Source organism: Cupriavidus sp. JZ107, assembly GCF_053903255.1.
This window is the reverse complement of sequence record NZ_CP096481.1, coordinates 3,339,063-3,354,307: the sequence shown is the minus strand read 5'-3', so window position 1 is coordinate 3,354,307 and position 15,245 is coordinate 3,339,063. Positions and strand designations below refer to the sequence as shown.

General features: G+C 66.7%; 16 protein-coding genes and 1 pseudogene. 6 read left to right on the top strand and 11 right to left on the bottom strand.

Annotated features, from left to right (window positions below; translation table 11 throughout):
- Positions 1-182 precede the first annotated feature (182 nt).
- Complete coding sequence (locus M1D55_RS24740; RefSeq protein WP_064574803.1) at positions 183-980, top strand: AraC family transcriptional regulator; 798 nt, start codon at positions 183-185, stop codon at positions 978-980.
- 36 nt (positions 981-1,016) lie between these two features.
- On the opposite strand, the gene M1D55_RS24735 is transcribed toward M1D55_RS24740, so the two are convergent.
- Positions 1,017-2,246 (bottom strand): M20 aminoacylase family protein, encoded by a 1,230-nt coding sequence (locus M1D55_RS24735; protein WP_456282064.1) that lies wholly within the window; start codon positions 2,244-2,246, stop codon positions 1,017-1,019.
- A 60-nt stretch (positions 2,247-2,306) separates the two neighbouring features.
- Between M1D55_RS24735 and M1D55_RS24730 the strand changes: the two are divergent.
- Positions 2,307-2,573: pseudogene (locus M1D55_RS24730) on the top strand (hypothetical protein); the annotation flags it as partial.
- Here the strand turns inward: M1D55_RS24730 and M1D55_RS24725 are convergent.
- The 5 genes from M1D55_RS24725 to M1D55_RS24705 form a co-directional block, all read right to left on the bottom strand.
- The gene (locus tag M1D55_RS24725) at positions 2,460-3,311 is read right to left on the bottom strand and encodes a fumarylacetoacetate hydrolase family protein (protein ID WP_064574806.1); all 852 of its coding nucleotides are present in this window, start codon (positions 3,309-3,311) and stop codon (positions 2,460-2,462) included. The pseudogene M1D55_RS24730 and the gene M1D55_RS24725 sit on opposite strands and share 114 nt — an antisense overlap.
- A 59-nt stretch (positions 3,312-3,370) precedes the next feature.
- Positions 3,371-4,066 carry a glutathione peroxidase gene (locus M1D55_RS24720; protein WP_456282063.1) on the bottom strand — a complete coding sequence of 232 codons (696 nt, stop codon included), beginning with the start codon at positions 4,064-4,066 and terminating at the stop codon, positions 3,371-3,373.
- A 56-nt stretch (positions 4,067-4,122) separates the two neighbouring features.
- Positions 4,123-5,622: an MDR family MFS transporter gene (locus M1D55_RS24715; RefSeq protein WP_456282062.1), complete on the bottom strand. Its 1,500-nt coding sequence runs from the start codon at positions 5,620-5,622 to the stop codon at positions 4,123-4,125.
- 281 nt (positions 5,623-5,903) lie between these two features.
- Positions 5,904-6,341, bottom strand: coding sequence for a CBS domain-containing protein (locus M1D55_RS24710; RefSeq protein ID WP_006576941.1), 438 nt, complete (start codon positions 6,339-6,341; stop codon positions 5,904-5,906).
- A 141-nt stretch (positions 6,342-6,482) separates the two neighbouring features.
- Positions 6,483-7,694 carry a hypothetical protein gene (locus M1D55_RS24705; RefSeq protein WP_456282061.1) on the bottom strand — a complete coding sequence of 404 codons (1,212 nt, stop codon included), beginning with the start codon at positions 7,692-7,694 and terminating at the stop codon, positions 6,483-6,485.
- 241 nt (positions 7,695-7,935) lie between these two features.
- Between M1D55_RS24705 and M1D55_RS24700 the strand changes: the two genes are divergently transcribed.
- Positions 7,936-8,229, top strand: coding sequence for a hypothetical protein (locus M1D55_RS24700; RefSeq protein WP_023263622.1), 294 nt, complete (start codon positions 7,936-7,938; stop codon positions 8,227-8,229).
- 124 nt (positions 8,230-8,353) lie between these two features.
- Positions 8,354-9,346: a Bug family tripartite tricarboxylate transporter substrate binding protein gene (locus tag M1D55_RS24695; RefSeq protein WP_006576938.1), complete on the top strand. Its 993-nt coding sequence runs from the start codon at positions 8,354-8,356 to the stop codon at positions 9,344-9,346.
- 54 nt (positions 9,347-9,400) lie between these two features.
- On the opposite strand, the gene M1D55_RS24690 is transcribed toward M1D55_RS24695, so the two are convergent.
- Positions 9,401-10,195, bottom strand: coding sequence for an aquaporin (locus tag M1D55_RS24690; protein ID WP_456282060.1), 795 nt, complete (start codon positions 10,193-10,195; stop codon positions 9,401-9,403).
- Between the two features lie 10 nt (positions 10,196-10,205).
- Positions 10,206-10,898 carry a response regulator transcription factor gene (locus M1D55_RS24685; protein ID WP_064574815.1) on the bottom strand — a complete coding sequence of 231 codons (693 nt, stop codon included), beginning with the start codon at positions 10,896-10,898 and terminating at the stop codon, positions 10,206-10,208.
- Between the two features lie 364 nt (positions 10,899-11,262).
- Here M1D55_RS24685 and M1D55_RS24680 point away from each other — a divergent pair, with 364 nt between their 5' ends.
- Positions 11,263-11,958, top strand: a complete 696-nt coding sequence (locus tag M1D55_RS24680; protein WP_023263623.1) for a response regulator transcription factor — start codon at positions 11,263-11,265, stop codon at positions 11,956-11,958.
- Positions 11,955-12,695 carry a hypothetical protein gene (locus M1D55_RS24675; protein ID WP_456282059.1) on the top strand — a complete coding sequence of 247 codons (741 nt, stop codon included), beginning with the start codon at positions 11,955-11,957 and terminating at the stop codon, positions 12,693-12,695. Before M1D55_RS24680 ends, M1D55_RS24675 begins: the two co-directional genes overlap by 4 nt.
- 13 nt (positions 12,696-12,708) lie before the next feature.
- Here the strand turns inward: M1D55_RS24675 and M1D55_RS24670 are convergent, their stop codons facing one another.
- From M1D55_RS24670 to minD, 3 genes are all read right to left on the bottom strand, one after another.
- On the bottom strand, positions 12,709-13,794 hold the full coding sequence (locus M1D55_RS24670; protein WP_006578293.1) for a porin: 1,086 nt from the start codon (positions 13,792-13,794) through the stop codon (positions 12,709-12,711).
- Between the two features lie 329 nt (positions 13,795-14,123).
- Positions 14,124-14,378 carry a cell division topological specificity factor MinE gene (gene minE, locus M1D55_RS24665; protein WP_006578294.1) on the bottom strand — a complete coding sequence of 85 codons (255 nt, stop codon included), beginning with the start codon at positions 14,376-14,378 and terminating at the stop codon, positions 14,124-14,126.
- A 15-nt stretch (positions 14,379-14,393) separates the two neighbouring features.
- Complete coding sequence (minD, locus tag M1D55_RS24660) at positions 14,394-15,206, bottom strand: septum site-determining protein MinD (protein WP_006578295.1); 813 nt, start codon at positions 15,204-15,206, stop codon at positions 14,394-14,396.
- Positions 15,207-15,245 lie beyond the last annotated feature (39 nt).

Genomic DNA, 15,245 nt, shown 5'->3' with positions numbered 1-15,245 from the left:
GCGGGAGCAACACGGCAGCATGGCCGCACGCGCGCGAACACGGTGATGCTATTCCTTGTGTTGGCGCCTGTCCTGCGAGATTGAGACTACAACCATCTCGAAACGGACAGATAATGGCCCTATCCGGCGCATGAAACGCGCCCCAAACGCCACATCTTCGCCCCATTTGCGATATCGACCCAATGGCCGACGCTGCTTCCCCACCCGGCGCCCTGCTCTCCCGCCCGCGCTACATGGCGTACGACCGTGGTCCGATGCCGGTGGCCGCGATGGCCGCCGACTATCAGCCCGGCCACATGACGACGCGCCACCGGCATCCGCACGCGCAATTGCTGCATGCCGTGCACGGCGTGATGGTCGTGGGCACCGACGAGGGCCAATGGATCGTGCCGCCGACGCGGGCGATCTGGGTGCCCGGCGGCACCGATCACTGGATCCGCATGGTCGGCCACGTGCGCATGCGGACCGCCTATATTCGCCCGGACGCGGCCGACGGCTTGCCGACGCGTTGCACCGTGCTCGGGGTCTCGCCGCTGCTGCGCGAATTGATCCTGGCGGCGATCGATATCGTGCCGCCCTATGTTGCCGATTCCCGCGACGGCCGCGTGATGCGGCTGCTGCTCGACGAGGTGGTGCTGCTGCCGGCGTTGCCGCTCCATCTTCCGCATCCCGCGGACCCGGCGCTGCGGCGCATCTGTGCCGCGATTCTGGAAATGCCCGATACGCCGATGACGCTGGCCGACTGGGCGCGGCGATTGGGCATCGATGGCAGGACCGTGCAGCGGCGCTTTGCGCGCGAGACCGGCATGACCTTCGGACAGTGGCGTCAGCAGGCGCGGCTGCTCGCCGCGCTGGAGCGGCTGGCGGCCGGCGTCAAGGTCGTCGAGGTCGCGCTCGAACTGGGCTACCAGAGCCCGAGCGCGTTCGCGGCGATGTTCCGGCGGCAGTTCGGCGTGCCGCCCAGCGCGTTCTTTCGCTGAGCGGGTTTGCCGTCGGCGTCCGCAGGCAGACGCCGGTCAGGCAGCGAGGTAGCGCTCGACCAGCCGGGTCCAGTACGCCGCGCCCACCGTCAGGTTGTCGTCGTTGAAGTCGTAGGCGGGATTGTGCAGCAGCGGACGGCCCGCGCCGTTGCCCAGGCGCACGAAGCAACCGGGACGCTGTTGCAGGAAATAGGCGAAGTCCTCGCTGCCGGCGATCAGCGGGATCTGGCCCACGACCTTGTCCGGGCCGACCAGCTCCTCGGCGACCTGGCGCGCGAATTCGGTTTCCGCTTCGCTGTTGACCACCACCGGATAGCCGGGGCGGTAGTCGATGTCGACCGCGGCGCCATAGCCCTCGACGTGCGAGCTCACCAGCTGGCGGATGCGCGTTTCCAGCGTGGTACGCACCTCGGGACTGAACGAGCGGACGCTCAGTTCAAGCTTGGCGCTTTCCGGAATCACGTTGGGCGCATGGCCCGCATGCAGCGAGCCGATCGTCACCACCGCGGTCTCGTTCGGATCCACATTGCGCGACACGATGGTCTGCAGCGCCATCACCAGGCTGCCGGCGACCAGGATCGGATCGATCGACTGATGCGGCCGCGCGGCATGGCCGCCCTTGCCGCGAATCGTAATCGTTACGGTATCGCAGGCCGCCATCATCGGGCCGGCGCGGAACATGAAGGTGCCCACCGGCACGCCCGGATGGTTGTGCAGGCCGAAGATCGCATCGCAGGGAAAGCGTTCGAACAGCCCGTCGGCGAGCATCCGCTGCGCGCCGCTGGCGCCGGCGCCGATTTCCTCGGCGGGCTGGAAGATCAGATTGACGGTGCCGTCGAAGTTGCGGGTCCGCGCCAGCTGGCGCGCGGCGCCAAGCAGGATCGCGGTATGGCCGTCGTGGCCGCACGCGTGCATCTTGCCGCAATGGACGCTGGCGTACGGCAGGCCGGTCGATTCCAGGATCGGCAGCGCGTCCATGTCGGCGCGGATGCCGACGCTGCGCCCGCTGTCGCCGTTGCGCAGCGTGCCGACCACGCCCGTGCCGCCGACCCCGCGCGTCACCGCATAGCCCCAACGCTCGAGCCGCTGCGCCACCAATTCGGCGGTGCGGTGCTCTTCGAATCCGAGTTCGGGGTATTGGTGGATGGTGCGGCGAATCGCCTCGAGTTCGGGGCGGCTATCCAGGGTATCGGACAACTCGCAATAGGCCGGAGTGAGATCGGCTCCGAGGCGGGACACGAGAATGGGGGGATCAACTTCAGACATGAGGCACTCGTATTGGCTAGTCCATGAAGGACAGTATTCCACTTAGGATCACGAGTGCCTATGCGATTTGACCTTTGCGACGCATTTGTTTTCAGAACTGTTGCTAACGGGGTACGGTCCACCCTGACGCGCGCAGGGTCGGGGGAACTCGATCGCCTTCAAGGGATCAGAGCCCCCCTCATGTTTCATTGTGTTACGACGCGGACGAAGCCATCACGCCGAGCGCGTGTAGGGCAGCACCTGCTGCATCTGCTCGCCCAGTCCCTCGATGCCGAGCCGCATCGTGTCGCCGGCCCGCAAAAAGCGCGGCGGCTTCAAGCCCATGCCGACGCCCGGCGGCGTGCCCGTGCAGATCAGATCGCCGGGATGCAGCGTCATGAAGCGGCTGACGTAGCTGACCAGCGTCGCGACGTCGAACACCATCGTCGCGGTGGTGCCGCTTTGCATCCGTTCGCCATTGACGTCCAGCCATAGCGACAACGCCTGCGGATCGGGCACCTCGTCGCGCGTGACCAGCCACGGACCGACCGGGCAAAAGGTGTCGCAACCCTTGCCCTTGTCCCAGGTGCCGCCGCGCTCGATCTGGAATTCGCGCTCGGAGACATCGTTGACCACGCAGTAGCCCGCCACGTGATCGAGCGCGGCGGCCGGCGACACGTCCTGCGCGCGCGTGCCGATCACCACGCCGAGTTCGACCTCCCAGTCGCTCTTGACCGAATCGCGCGGCAACATCACGGGATCGTTCGGGCCGTTCAGCGAGCTGGTCGCTTTCAGGAACACGATCGGCTCCGACGGGATCGGCATGTTTGCCTCGGCCGCGTGGTCCGCGTAGTTCAACCCGATGGCGACGATCTTGCCGATTCCGGTCCATGGCGTGCCGAAACGCTCGGATTCGGCGAGCGGCAGGGTGGCGGGATCCAGCGCCGCCAGCTCGGCCAGGACGCTCGGCGACAGCGCGCGCGCGTCGATATCGCCGATCACGGCGGACAAGTCGCGCACGCGGCCCTGTGCATCGATCAGTCCCGGCCGCTCGGCGCCGGCGCTGCCAATTCGTACCAGCTTCATCGTTCTCCTCGTCTTGCTTGTTGGTGTGATTGGTTGGTGTGATGCGGTGATTTACCGAATCAATTTGCCGCCGCCGGTTTCGCCTGCGGCGGTGCGGCCAGCAGTTGCTCGATGCGCGAGACCAGTTGCCGGTCCGACGGCTTCACCGAGCTCTGGTAGCTGGCGACGACGCGTCCGTCGCGGTCGATCAGGTACTTGTGGAAGTTCCATTTGGGCGCCGTGCCGCTTTCCCTGGCCAGCCGCGCATACATCGGATTGGCCTGGTCGCCGCGCACATGGGTCTTGGCCAGCATCGGGAACTTGACGCCGTAGGTGTTGAAGCAGAAGTCGGCGATCTCCTTTTCCGAGCCCGGTTCCTGCGAAAAGTCGTTCGAAGGGAAGCCCAGCACCACCAGGCCGCGCTCGCGGTATTTGGCGTAGAGCGCCTCCAGGCCCTCGTACTGCGGCGTGAAGCCGCAATAGCTGGCGGTATTGACGACCAGCACGACCTTGCCCGCGTACTGGCAAAGGTTCTGTTCGGCCTCGTCCTGCAGCCGCGGGAAGCGGAAGTTCAGCGTGGCGGGACAGTTCGCGGCGGCGGGGCGCGCGGCGGACGATGCCTGAGAGATTGTCGCGGCCGCGCCGGCAGGGCGGTTCGCGCCTTGTTCACCGGCGGCATGCACGGCGGGCGCGCACAGCGCCAGCGCGACGGCCAAGGGCAGGGCGGCGCGGCGGCGCCGCGGCGGCTGGCTCGAAGGGGAGGGGAAGCGGGTCATGGCGTCGATCTCCTGCAAACGGTGACCCGTAGTCTACGCCGGCGCCCGCGGCCCCGTTATTCCATCGCCAGCGGCTTGACGTGATCCGGGACGGCGCCGCGCAGCTCGACGTCGGGGGTACGCCGGACCAGGCCCAGCGCGAGCAGCGCGGCCGCGGCGCCGGCCGCGAAGATCCAGTGGAAGCCGGCCTCGACGCCGCCCGCCAGCAGGTGCTGCACCTGCGGCGTCAGTTGCGCGAACGCTTCGCTGCCGTGGCGCAGGGCACCGAGGTCCAGCGGCGCGCTCGCGCGGTCGTGCCCGGCCGCGTGCAGCGCGTCGCGGAAGGCCAGGGTCAGCAGCGTGCCGGCCATCGCGCCACCGAGCGCGCTGCCCAGCGAGCGCAGCACCAGCAGCGCGCCGGTGCCGGCGCCGGTGTCGCGGCGTTCGAGCGCGTTCTGCACGTTCATCAACGTGCCGACCATGCAAATGCCCAGTCCCACGCCAGTCACGATCATCGCGGCCAGCAGCAACAACAGCGAGGTGGCCGGCGTCGCGGTCGACAGCGCCGCCAGGCCGAGGGCCGCGGCGGCAAAGCCGATCGTCAGCAGACCGCGCAGCCGGCCGAGCCGGGGCGCCAATATCGCGACCACGAAGTTGCCGGCGACGGTGGACAGCAGGAAGGGCACCACCAGCATGCCGGACATCGCCGCGTCGGCGCCGCGCACCAGCTGGAAATGCAGCGGCAGCGCGAAGACGCAGAGGAACAGCGCGGAAGCCGCCAGTGCAGAGGCACCGACGCCCAGCACATAACTGCGGTTGGCGAACAGGCGCGGCGGCAGCAGCGGATCGCTGGCGCGCCGTTCCTGCCAGACCAGCGCCAGCACGCTGAGGCCGGTCAGCGCCGCCAGTCCGGCCATCGGCGCGGACAGCCAGTCGTATCGCTCGCCGCCCCAGCTCATCGCCAGCAGGAAGGACACGATCGCCACGGTCAGCAGCAGCGCACCGCCCCAATCGACGCGCGCCTTGCGGGCCGGAGCGGGTAGGGCGCGCAGGCCGCGATGGCACAACCACATCGCCAGCAGCCCAAGCGGAAGATTGATCCAGAACAGCCAGCGCCACGACAGATGGTCGGACACCCAGCCGCCGACCAGCGGTCCAGCCACCGACGCCACCGCCCATACCGCCGCCAGGTAGCCTTGATAGCGGCCGCGCTGGCGCGGTGACACCACGTCGGCGATGGCCGCCTGCGCCAGCGACATCAGGCCACCGCCGCCGATGCCTTGCAGCGCGCGAAACAGGATCAGCTGCTGCAGCGAACCCGCTATGGCGCAGGCCAGCGAGGCCAGCACGAACAGCGCGATCGCGACCATCAGCAGTCGCCGCCGGCCGAACGAGTCCGACAGCTTGCCGTAGAGCGGCGTGGTCACGGTCGAGGTAATCAGATAGGCCGTGACGATCCAGGACAGATGGCCGAAGCCGTCCAGATCCTGCGCGATCGCCGGTACGGCCGGTATCACCACGGTCTGATCGAGCGCGGCAAGCAGAATGCACAGCACGATGCCGCCGATCACGCGCATGATCGCGCGGTGCTCCGCGGCGGCGGCTATGGGCTGCGCCGGCACGGGGAGCGCGGTGTCCGACGGGGCAATCGAAGAAGAGGCGGTAGCGGAAGCGGGGGTAGGGCGGTCGGATACGGCGGGGCGGGACATCGGAGCAGCGGCCGCGGGCGGCCGGAGAGAGCGGCCGGGTGGGCGGCCGAAGCCAGCCCTGCTGGACCGGCTTCATCTGTTATTCACTAAACGCAAAATTATATGCGTTTACCGAATATGCCGCCGCCGGGGGCGCTGCCCTCCGTACGTCAGCGGCTGCCTGCGATGTACTGCTCCAGCTGCTCGATGATGAAGCGTTGTTCGGAGATGATGTCCTTGACCAGGTCGCCGATCGACAGCATGCCGATCAGCTCGTCCCCTTCCATCACCGGCAGGTGGCGCAAGCGGTGTTGCGTCATCAGCGCCATGCATTCGTCGGTGGTCTGGTCGGCCCGGACATAGACCACCGCGGTGGTCATGATGTCCCGCACGAAGGTTTCGCGGGACGTTCGCTGCATCAGGATGACCTTGCGTGCGTAGTCGCGTTCGCTCAGGATGCCGACGATCTTGCCGTGCTCCATCACCAGCAGCGCGCCGATGCTCTTTTCCGCCATCAACTGGAGCGCGGCATACACCGTCGCGCCCGGCTGGATGCTGTAGATGGCTTGCGTCGGCTTGGACGCAAGGACCTGTCGTGCAGTTTTCATCATCCACTCCTGGTCGAGTCGGGAAGGACTGCGGCTCCCACCGGCATCCGCGGTGGCGGGCGGTCCGCCGGTCAGGTCGGCGGTACGCCATTCCAGATTAGCAAAGGATCGCGACGCGTCACAGGGTGACGGGGAAGAATCTTACTGATATGCCCTTATCGCCATATCGGCTCGCTTGCCCCAGACGCGCGCCGGCTTGCGCGGCGCGTTCGCCACTTCGGCTCCGGCCTGGTGGCGTTCCGCGGTCAACGCTTGCGCGCCCGCGACGATGGTTCGCAGCTCGATCCGACTCGCGCGGTCGCCGTTGGGAAGGGCAGCAATGTCGGCCATCGATTGCAGCATCGGGGCCGCCGCCGGTGGTGACAGGACCGGCAGGACGGCGGCGAGATCCTTCAGGTGCCGGCTGATCAGCTGGAAGCCATTGACGGTGTTTGCATCCGCTCCTGGAAGTGGCTCGGTCTTTCGGGCCATCGCACAGGGGTTGACCGCGGCGGCAAGGCCATCTGCCAGCCGCGTAGCGCCGTTTTCCAGCCACTGCCGGAATGCCGGACCGACGGGCAGCCGGCCGGTCAGTTGCACGATTCGCCTGCCCGTCGCCATGTCGAAGTCGTGTGTCTTGGCAAACAGGTCGCAAAGCAATGCCACCATGTCGTCGCGCCGGACTCGCGCCGGCGTGTCGGGGGGCACGGCGAGCGAGCAAAGCGGCTCGAGGATCAGTTCGAGCCGATCGCGTGGCAGCGTCTCGGGCAGGGCGCGCAGTTGCTCCTCCACCAGCTTCAGGTCGTCGTCGGACACGACCGCATCGCGGAAATCGAGGCTGGCGGGCAGATCGATGTTGGCGTCCACAGAGGCGTGAAATCGCCGACAGAGTTGATACAACCAGCCGAGCCGCTGGTCGCGGGGCAGAAAGCCCTGCTCGGGAATGAGTTGAACTCGCCCTTCCGCCTGCGTGAAATGCCCGACGGTATGCCGGATGCGGGCGTTCCTGACGGACCCGCACGGCAGCAGCCGGCACAAAGTCCGCACGATGGCGAGCCATTGCTGCCGCCATGTCATGTGGCGGAACGGCACTTCCACCAGTGTGCCTTCCCATCGTCCAGATGGGCATTTGCTCAGCTGGAAGCGATAGCGGTTCGCGCCTAGCTGAACGATGTGATGGGTGCCGTCGCCATGCAGTTGCTGCAAAAGGTCGCCGGGACGGCGCTGTACGGCCAGCCGGATGTCCTGAATGCTGGCGAACTGGTGGATGGTCAGGGGAGCGCGCATGATCGAAGGCAGGCCGACGACGGGCAGGAACGCATGGCCGGGCACCGCCGTACAGGCCGTCGTGCCGTTGCCATGCAACGAACGCATGGCGCGAGTGTGACGAACTCGTCAAAAAAGAACTTTCGGCAATCTGCAGATTCCGCTTGAAGCGGCACGCCGCCACTTGTCGAATTGCCGTGCCGGGACTTGCATCGGCACTCACCACGCACTATCGCGCACCGTCGCGCACCGTCGGCCACCATGGCGCCCATCAGCAGAGGTGGGATTTGCGGCATCATGGCGGCGTTGCCGTTTCCATCGCGGGGCGTTTGCCGCCCCGCCTGCCGCCGTGTCCGCCCACGAAGCCCCGTCCCGCTCCCGCGATGCATCGCCCGCGCCCGGCGTACCCGATGCCTGCGCCCACTGTCTCGCGCTGGCCGCCGACATGCGCCGCCGCGAACCGCACGAACGCCTGGCGTTGAAACACACGGCGCCGCTGGTCAGCCAGAGCGCGGCCGGTGTGCCGTTCAGCATGTTGACCTTCGAGTGCCGTGAGTGCGGCACCGTCTGGCGCCTGTACGATCGGGCCAACGAGTTGTTCGTCTCCTGGGTGCCCCATTGGCGGCCGGGAGCGTTGGGCTAAGATAGCGCCCGTCGCCGGCCTGGCAGCGAACTGCCCGCCTTCTGCCTGCCTTGCGCATGCGTCATGCCGGCTTCTACCGTCAACTCACGGCCATCACTTCCTACCCATCTCTGCTGCCTGCGCCATGTCTCTTGCCTTCCGCCTGCCCGGACTCTCCGCCCTTGCCGCCGCCACGTCGTTTGCCGTCGTCGCCAGCGCGCCGGCGTTCGCCGCCGACAACTATCCGTCGCGCCCGATCCGACTGATCGTTGCCTATCCGACCGGCGGGATCAGCGATACGGTCGCGCGCGCGCTCGCCGAGCGCCTCTCCGATCAGATGGGGACCTCGGTGGTGGTCGAGAACAAGGCGGGCGCCGGCGGCAGCATCGGCATGGATGCGGTGGCCAAGGCCGCGCCCGACGGATACACGATCGGCTTTTCGTCGACGAGCCCGCTGACCTTGAACCCCCACGTCGGCAAGGTCCACTACGACCCGCAGCGCGATATCGCCCCGGTGATGAGCGTGATGTATTCGCCGGTGATCGTGGTCGCCACCTCGAGCTTTGCCGGCAAGACCTTCCAGGATCTGGTCGCGCAGGCCAAAGCCAAGCCGGGTTCGGTCCGGTGGGCGACCTCGGGCCTCGGCACGGTCGGCCACGTCGTGCTCGAGCAGGTCAAGGCCAAATCGCGAGCGGACCTGACGCTGATTCCGTACAAGGGCGCCGGCCAGCAGATGAACGACGCGCTAGGCGGCCAGTTCGAAGTGATGAGCACCAATGCCAGCCCGGCGCTGACGCAGCAGATGCAGGCCGGACGGCTGCGTGCACTGGCGGTCGGCGCGCCGAAGCGCATCGACGCGCTGGCCGAGGTGCCAACCTTTGCCGAACTCGGTTATCCGAAGGCCAATCTGACGTCGACCTTCGGCGTGTTCGCGCCGGGCAAGACGCCGGCCGCGATCGTCACGCGTCTGAATGCCGAACTGAACAAGGCGCTGGCCGCGCCGGAAGTCCGCGAACGCCTGCTCAAGGGCGGTGAGGTGCCGACCGGCGGCAGCGCGGCGCAGTTTGCCGCCGCTATCCGTGCCGAGTACGACGACAACGGTCGCATCGTCAAGGAAGCCGGCATCAAGGCGGACTGAGCCGGCGCAAGACCGGGCTTCCGCAGTCATCCGCACCGCCACCGCGCACGCCGCTCACGCGGGCGGGGGGGGATCGCAGCCGGGGTCGGCCGCGTCGGCAGCGGCCCAGTGGGCCAGCGCCGTCAGCTCGTCAGGCTCGGTCAGCAAGCCATCCTCGTCGAGCAGGCAGAACGCGACCAGCCCGCCCATCAGTCCGCCCGCCGCGGGCGCCAGCCAGAACAGCCAAAGCTGCGCGATCGCCCAGCCCTGAACGAACAGCGCCTGGCCGGTGGCGCGCGCAGGGTTGAGCGCGGCGTGGGTCACCGGCAAGGCAAGCAGGTGGGCCATCGTCAGCGCGAGCCCAAGTACCACGGGACCCGCCGCGATCAGGCGGCAACGGCGCGTGACGCTGGCGGTCACCAGCGCCAGCATCGCGGTCGCCGCGAATTCGATCGCCAATGCGCTCGGCATGTCGTAGCCCGACGGCGAATGCAGACCGTAGCCGTTCGCGGCGAAGCGCTCGGACGACAGGGCGAAATCCGGGCGGCCCTGCGCCGCCAGCATCAGCAAGGTCGCCGCGGCCACCGCACCAAGCAGCTGCGCGATGCCGTAGGGAATCACCTCTCGCCAGGGAAAGCGCCGTGCCGCCGCCAGGGCCAGGCTGATGGCGGGATTCAGATGCGCACCGGAGATCGGTCCGACCGCCCGCCCCATTGCATAGGCCGCGAGCCCGAAGGCCAGCGCGATGCACAGCAGGTCCGCGGCGGTATCCGGCTTGCAACCGGCCAGCACCACCACGCCGCAACCGGCAAAGATCAATCCGAAGGTGCCGACCGCTTCCGCGAGCAGTCTTCTGGCGAGGGAGGCCATGGTTCGCTCCTTAGATGGGGTCGACCACATCGAGGCGGCAGCCGGCCGAATACACCGTCGTCAGCCGCACGCCGTTGTGCGGCCACAGGGCCAGCTTGGTCCGCACGCGTGACAGATGGCTGTCAAGCGTGCGCGAACCGGCCGGCAGCGCGCGATGCCAGACCTCGTCGATCATGGTCTGGCGCAACACCAGCTGGCCGAGATGACGGAACAGCAGAATGGCCAGATCGAACTCCTTCGGCGAGAGCATGACCGGCGTGCCGGTCAGATACGCGCGCCGGTCAGTGGTCGAAAAACGATAGGCACCGACCGACAGATCGAAGCAGCCCTCGCCCGTATCGAGCATGCGCCGCGCCAGTGCGTGAATGCGGGCGGCCAGTTCCGCTCGCCGCACCGGTTTGGTGATGAACGCATCCGCGCCCTGCGCGAGGCCGTGGCACAGCTGGCACTCCTCGGCGGCATCGCCGAGCAGCATCACGGGCAAGCGGCTGCCTATAGTACGGCGCACCCACAGCAGCACGTCCTGGGCGGCGATGCCCGGCACTTCCCAATCCAACAGCAGCATGTCGAATGCTTCCTGGCGCAACGCCATCATCAGGGTCCGTCCTTCCCGGAAGCGAATGCATCGATGGCCTTGCAGGCTGAGCGTTTGCTCGAGCACCACGGCTTGCGTGGGATCGTCTTGCAGCGCAGCGATTCTCATGGCGTCTGCTCTCCTCGCGTGTCGATTTCGATTGCGCGGGGGGGGGGGGGTGGGTGTCCCGACGCGCGACAAGGGAGTGCGCCGGCGGGGCTGTCACCGGCCGCGGATCGTGAGAGCGTTGGCATGGGCCTTCGCGTCGATCGCCGCTGGCATTGGCGCGGCAATGTCGATCCGCGCAGGCATCGTACGTTCAGACATCGGCATGCCGAAAGTGAGAATTTGTTGAAACCTCAAATTGAGGCAATTCCTATTTGTAAACGGTCACGCGCAGGCTTAAATGCGGGATGGTTCGATGCTCGATGGCAAGGGGCCGGTCGCAGGCAGACCGGAGTTCGATCGCTCACCACCGTGAACGGAGTTGCGCATGAAGATCGCATCGCTCGAAGACGAACCCGCGCAAGCTGCGTGGATCCAGCAAATCGTGACCGAGGCCGGCCACTGCTGCGTCAGCTTCGGACAGAGCCGGCAGTTGCTGCTGCGCTTGCGCAATGAGAGTTTCGATCTGTTGCTGCTCGACTGGCAGATGCCGGACATGAGCGGCAAGGAAGTTCTGCACTGGACTCGTACCAACCTGGATCGGCGCGTGCCGGTGATGTTCCTGACCTGCCGCGGCGCCGAGGAAGATGTGGTCAGCGGCCTGTGCGCGGGGGCCGACGACTACATGGTCAAGCCGATCCGGCCGGGCGAGCTGACCGCGCGCATCCAGTCCCTGCTGCGCCGTACCGACAGCCGCCGCGGCGGTACCGACGCGCGCGTCAGCCTGGGCGGCTACGTGTTCGACAGCGCCGCCCGTACCGTCACGCTGAACGGCTGCCCGGTCGAGCTGACGCCGAAGGAATTCGACCTGGCCCTGCTGCTGTTTCGCAACGAGGGCCGCATCGTCGCGCGCAACTATATCGTCGCCGCGGTCTGGGGCAGGGAGATCTCGCCGCTGTCGCGCACCATCGATACGCATATGTCCCGCGTACGCAGCAAGCTGGGCCTGCGCGCGGAACGCGGTTTCCGGCTGATTCCCGTCTATACCCACGGTTATCGGCTCGAGGTGGTGAGCCTGCCATGAGTTTTCTCGTCAGCATGAGGGATCGATTTGCCCGTCTGGCGGCATGGCGCCGCCGCTGGGCCCGCAGCGCGGCGCGGCGCGGCGATCCGGTATGGCGCGCGGTGGTCCATGGCTTGGCGCATGACCTGCGCGTTCCGCCCACCGACATGCTGGCGCTGGCCGGCCTGTATCGCGCCGGTGCACTGGCGGGGCCTGCGTTTACGGCGCGGGTCGTCGCGCACGCGCGCGAGGCGCTGAACCGGGTCGACGAACTGGGCAGCCTGATCGAAGAAGCCGCTCATTCGTATCGCCGCGAGCCGGTCGATCTGGCTGCATTGGTCGCCGGATGCGTCGATGCGGCATGGAGCGCGGCCGACGAGACGGGCGTGATCCTGCACTGCCAGGCCCTGCCGGCCGTCGCATGGGTGGAGGGCGATGTCCGCATGCTCGAGATGGCGGTCACCCGCCTGCTGGCCCGTGCGATTCTGGATGCCTCGCCCGGTGCGGCCGTGCACCTGCGGATCGGCATCTCGCGCCGGGTTTGCTGCGTGGAGATAGCGACCGCGGCCGCGTCGCCACATGAGGTCGTCGCGGCGCTGTCACGCAGTGCGCCGGCCGGAATGTTCCTGCGCCGCGTGATGCGATGCCACCGCGGCAAGCTGACATTGGGCAACGAGCATGGCGTGGCGATCTGGCGCCTGGTACTGCCCCAAAGCAAGAAAGCACCCGAAGGTGCTTTCTTGCCTGCAGATCGGTAAGAAACGATGCCGATCAGAAGATGTGGCGGATACCCACGGCCACGCCGGTCTGGTTGCTCTTGCCCGGCAGTTCGGTGCGAGCACCGTCCTTGACCTTGTTGTAGTCGACCGTACCGTAGACCTGGGTACGCTTGGACAGCGCGTACTCGGCCAGCAGCACGCCGGTGTAGCGCTTGCCATCGTTGCCGGCAACACCGTCCTTGTTGTCGATGTCGTCGTAGTAGAACGCGCCGGTCAGGGCCAGGGCCGGGGTCAGCTGGTAGCTGGCGCCCACATAGCCGATCTTGTCCTTGCGCGGATTGGCAGCGTGGTTGCCGCCCGCAGGGATCGGGTTGCCAGTGGTGGCTTGATCCGGATTCAGGAAGCCGTTGTCGATGACGCCGGTGTGATCCTTGCCGCCGATGTAACCGACGAACAGCTTGGCCGCGCCGATGGTGTACTTACCGGCCACGCCCCACATCTGCTGCTTGTTCTCGTTGATGTCGCGGATTTCCTGGTACACGCCGCCGATGCCGAACGGGCCGAAGGCGTACGACGCACGGGCACCCCAGTACTGGTTGGTACGCACGCTGCCGGCTTGCTCGCCGAAGCCATAGCTGGCGCCGACGTTCAGGCCGCCGAACTTGCCGTCATAGCTGATGACGTTGTCGCGGCGCAGTTGGGTCAGGAAGAACGGCCAGGCGTTGTTGTTGTAGTTGCCGATCGTCAGCGGATCGTAGTCACCGAACAGGTTGAAGCCCTCGGTGTATTGACGGCCCAGCTTGATCGTGCCGAAGTCGCCCGACAGACCCACGTAAGCCTGACGGCCGAACAGCGTGCCGGTGGCCTGGTTGCCGCGGCCGGTGTCCGGATCGAAGCCGTTTTCCAGTTGGAAGATGGCCTTCAGGTTGTTGCCCAGGGCTTCGCTGCCCTTGATGCCCCAGCGGCTGTTGGTGATGGCGCCGTTGGTCAGTTCGACCAGGCCGTCATCGTTGGCGTTGGCGTTGGTGGTGTAGCGAATGCTCTGGTCGACGATGCCGTACAGCGTGACGGAGGATTGCGCGTAGGCGCTGCCGGCGAACAGGGCGCCGAGTGCGAGAGTCAAGGCCGATTTCTTCATGGTGCTCCTTTTCTGTCTTGTGGTTCTGTCGCCGGATCGCGGCGGCATTTATTGGCTCTACGTTGTCGGTAGACGCCGCGAAAATTTATCAAAACGTAACCCGTTCCGACACCAATCCTTGCCGGAGCGGCGCGGAATGGACGCCGCTGGTGCAAATTCGTTGTCCGGCCGCGACAGTTGGCCGCAATGGTGCATTGCGGCGTGCAAAGTCGGGCCCGCGAAGGCGTGCGGAAACAGAAAAGGGGAAGGGCGGGGCGGGCGAGGGCGTCCGCGTAGGGACACCCCGCCAAAGGGGGGGGCGGCCGGACCGGGCGGCCGGCCGGTGACGATCAGCTCTGCGGGATCTCGATCTTGACCTCGAGCACCTCGAGGTTGTCCTGGCGCTCAAGACTGACCCGCAGGTCCTGATCGCCGATCTTCACGTATTTCGAGATCACGGCAACCAGCTCGCGCTGCAGTGCCGGCAGATAATCGGCCGGCGCGGAATGGCCGGTGCGTTCATGGGCGAGGATGATCTGCAGCCGCTCCTTGGCGACCGACGCGGATTTCTTTTTCTCCCCGAGCAGGAAGGACAGGATCGACATGGGGATGAGCCCTCCTTACTTGTTGCCGAACAGGCGCGACAGCAGGCCCGGCTTCTGATAATCGACGAAGCGCATCGGCTTTTCCTTGCCGAGGAAGCGGTCCACCACGTCGCCGTAGGCGTCGGCCACGTCCGTGCCCTCCAGATGGATGGCCGGCGTGCCCTGGTTCGAGGCGTGCAGCACCGCCTCGGATTCGGGAATCACGCCGATCAGCTTGATACGCAGGATTTCCTGGATGTCGGTCAGCGACAGCATCTCGCCGCCGTGCACGCGCTTCGGGTTGTAGCGCGTGATCAGCAGATGTTCCTTGATCGGCTCGCCTTCGCTGGCGCGCTTGGTCTTGGACGACAGGATGCCGAGGATGCGGTCCGAGTCGCGCACCGACGAGACTTCCGGATTGGTGACGATCAACGCCTCGTCGGCAAAATACATCGCCATCAGCGCGCCGGTTTCGATGCCGGCCGGCGAATCGCAGACGATGTATTCGAAGTCCATGGCGATCAGGTCCTTGATCACCTTTTCGACGCCTTCATGCGTCAGCGCTTCCTTGTCGCGGGTCTGCGAGGCCGGCAGGATGAACAGGTTCTCGCACTTCTTGTCCTTGATCAGCGCCTGGTGCAGATTGGCCTCGCCCTGCACCACATTGATCAGGTCGTAGACCACCCGGCGCTCGCAACCCATGATCAGGTCGAGATTGCGCAGGCCGACGTCGAAGTCGATCACGGCGGTCTTGTGGCCGCGCAGGGCCAGCCCGGCGGCGAAGCTCGCGCTGGTGGTGGTCTTGCCGACGCCTCCCTTGCCGGAGGTCACAACGATGATTTTTGCCATGGCTCTTGGTCCAGTAATAGGGTTGAAGCTTGCGCTGCG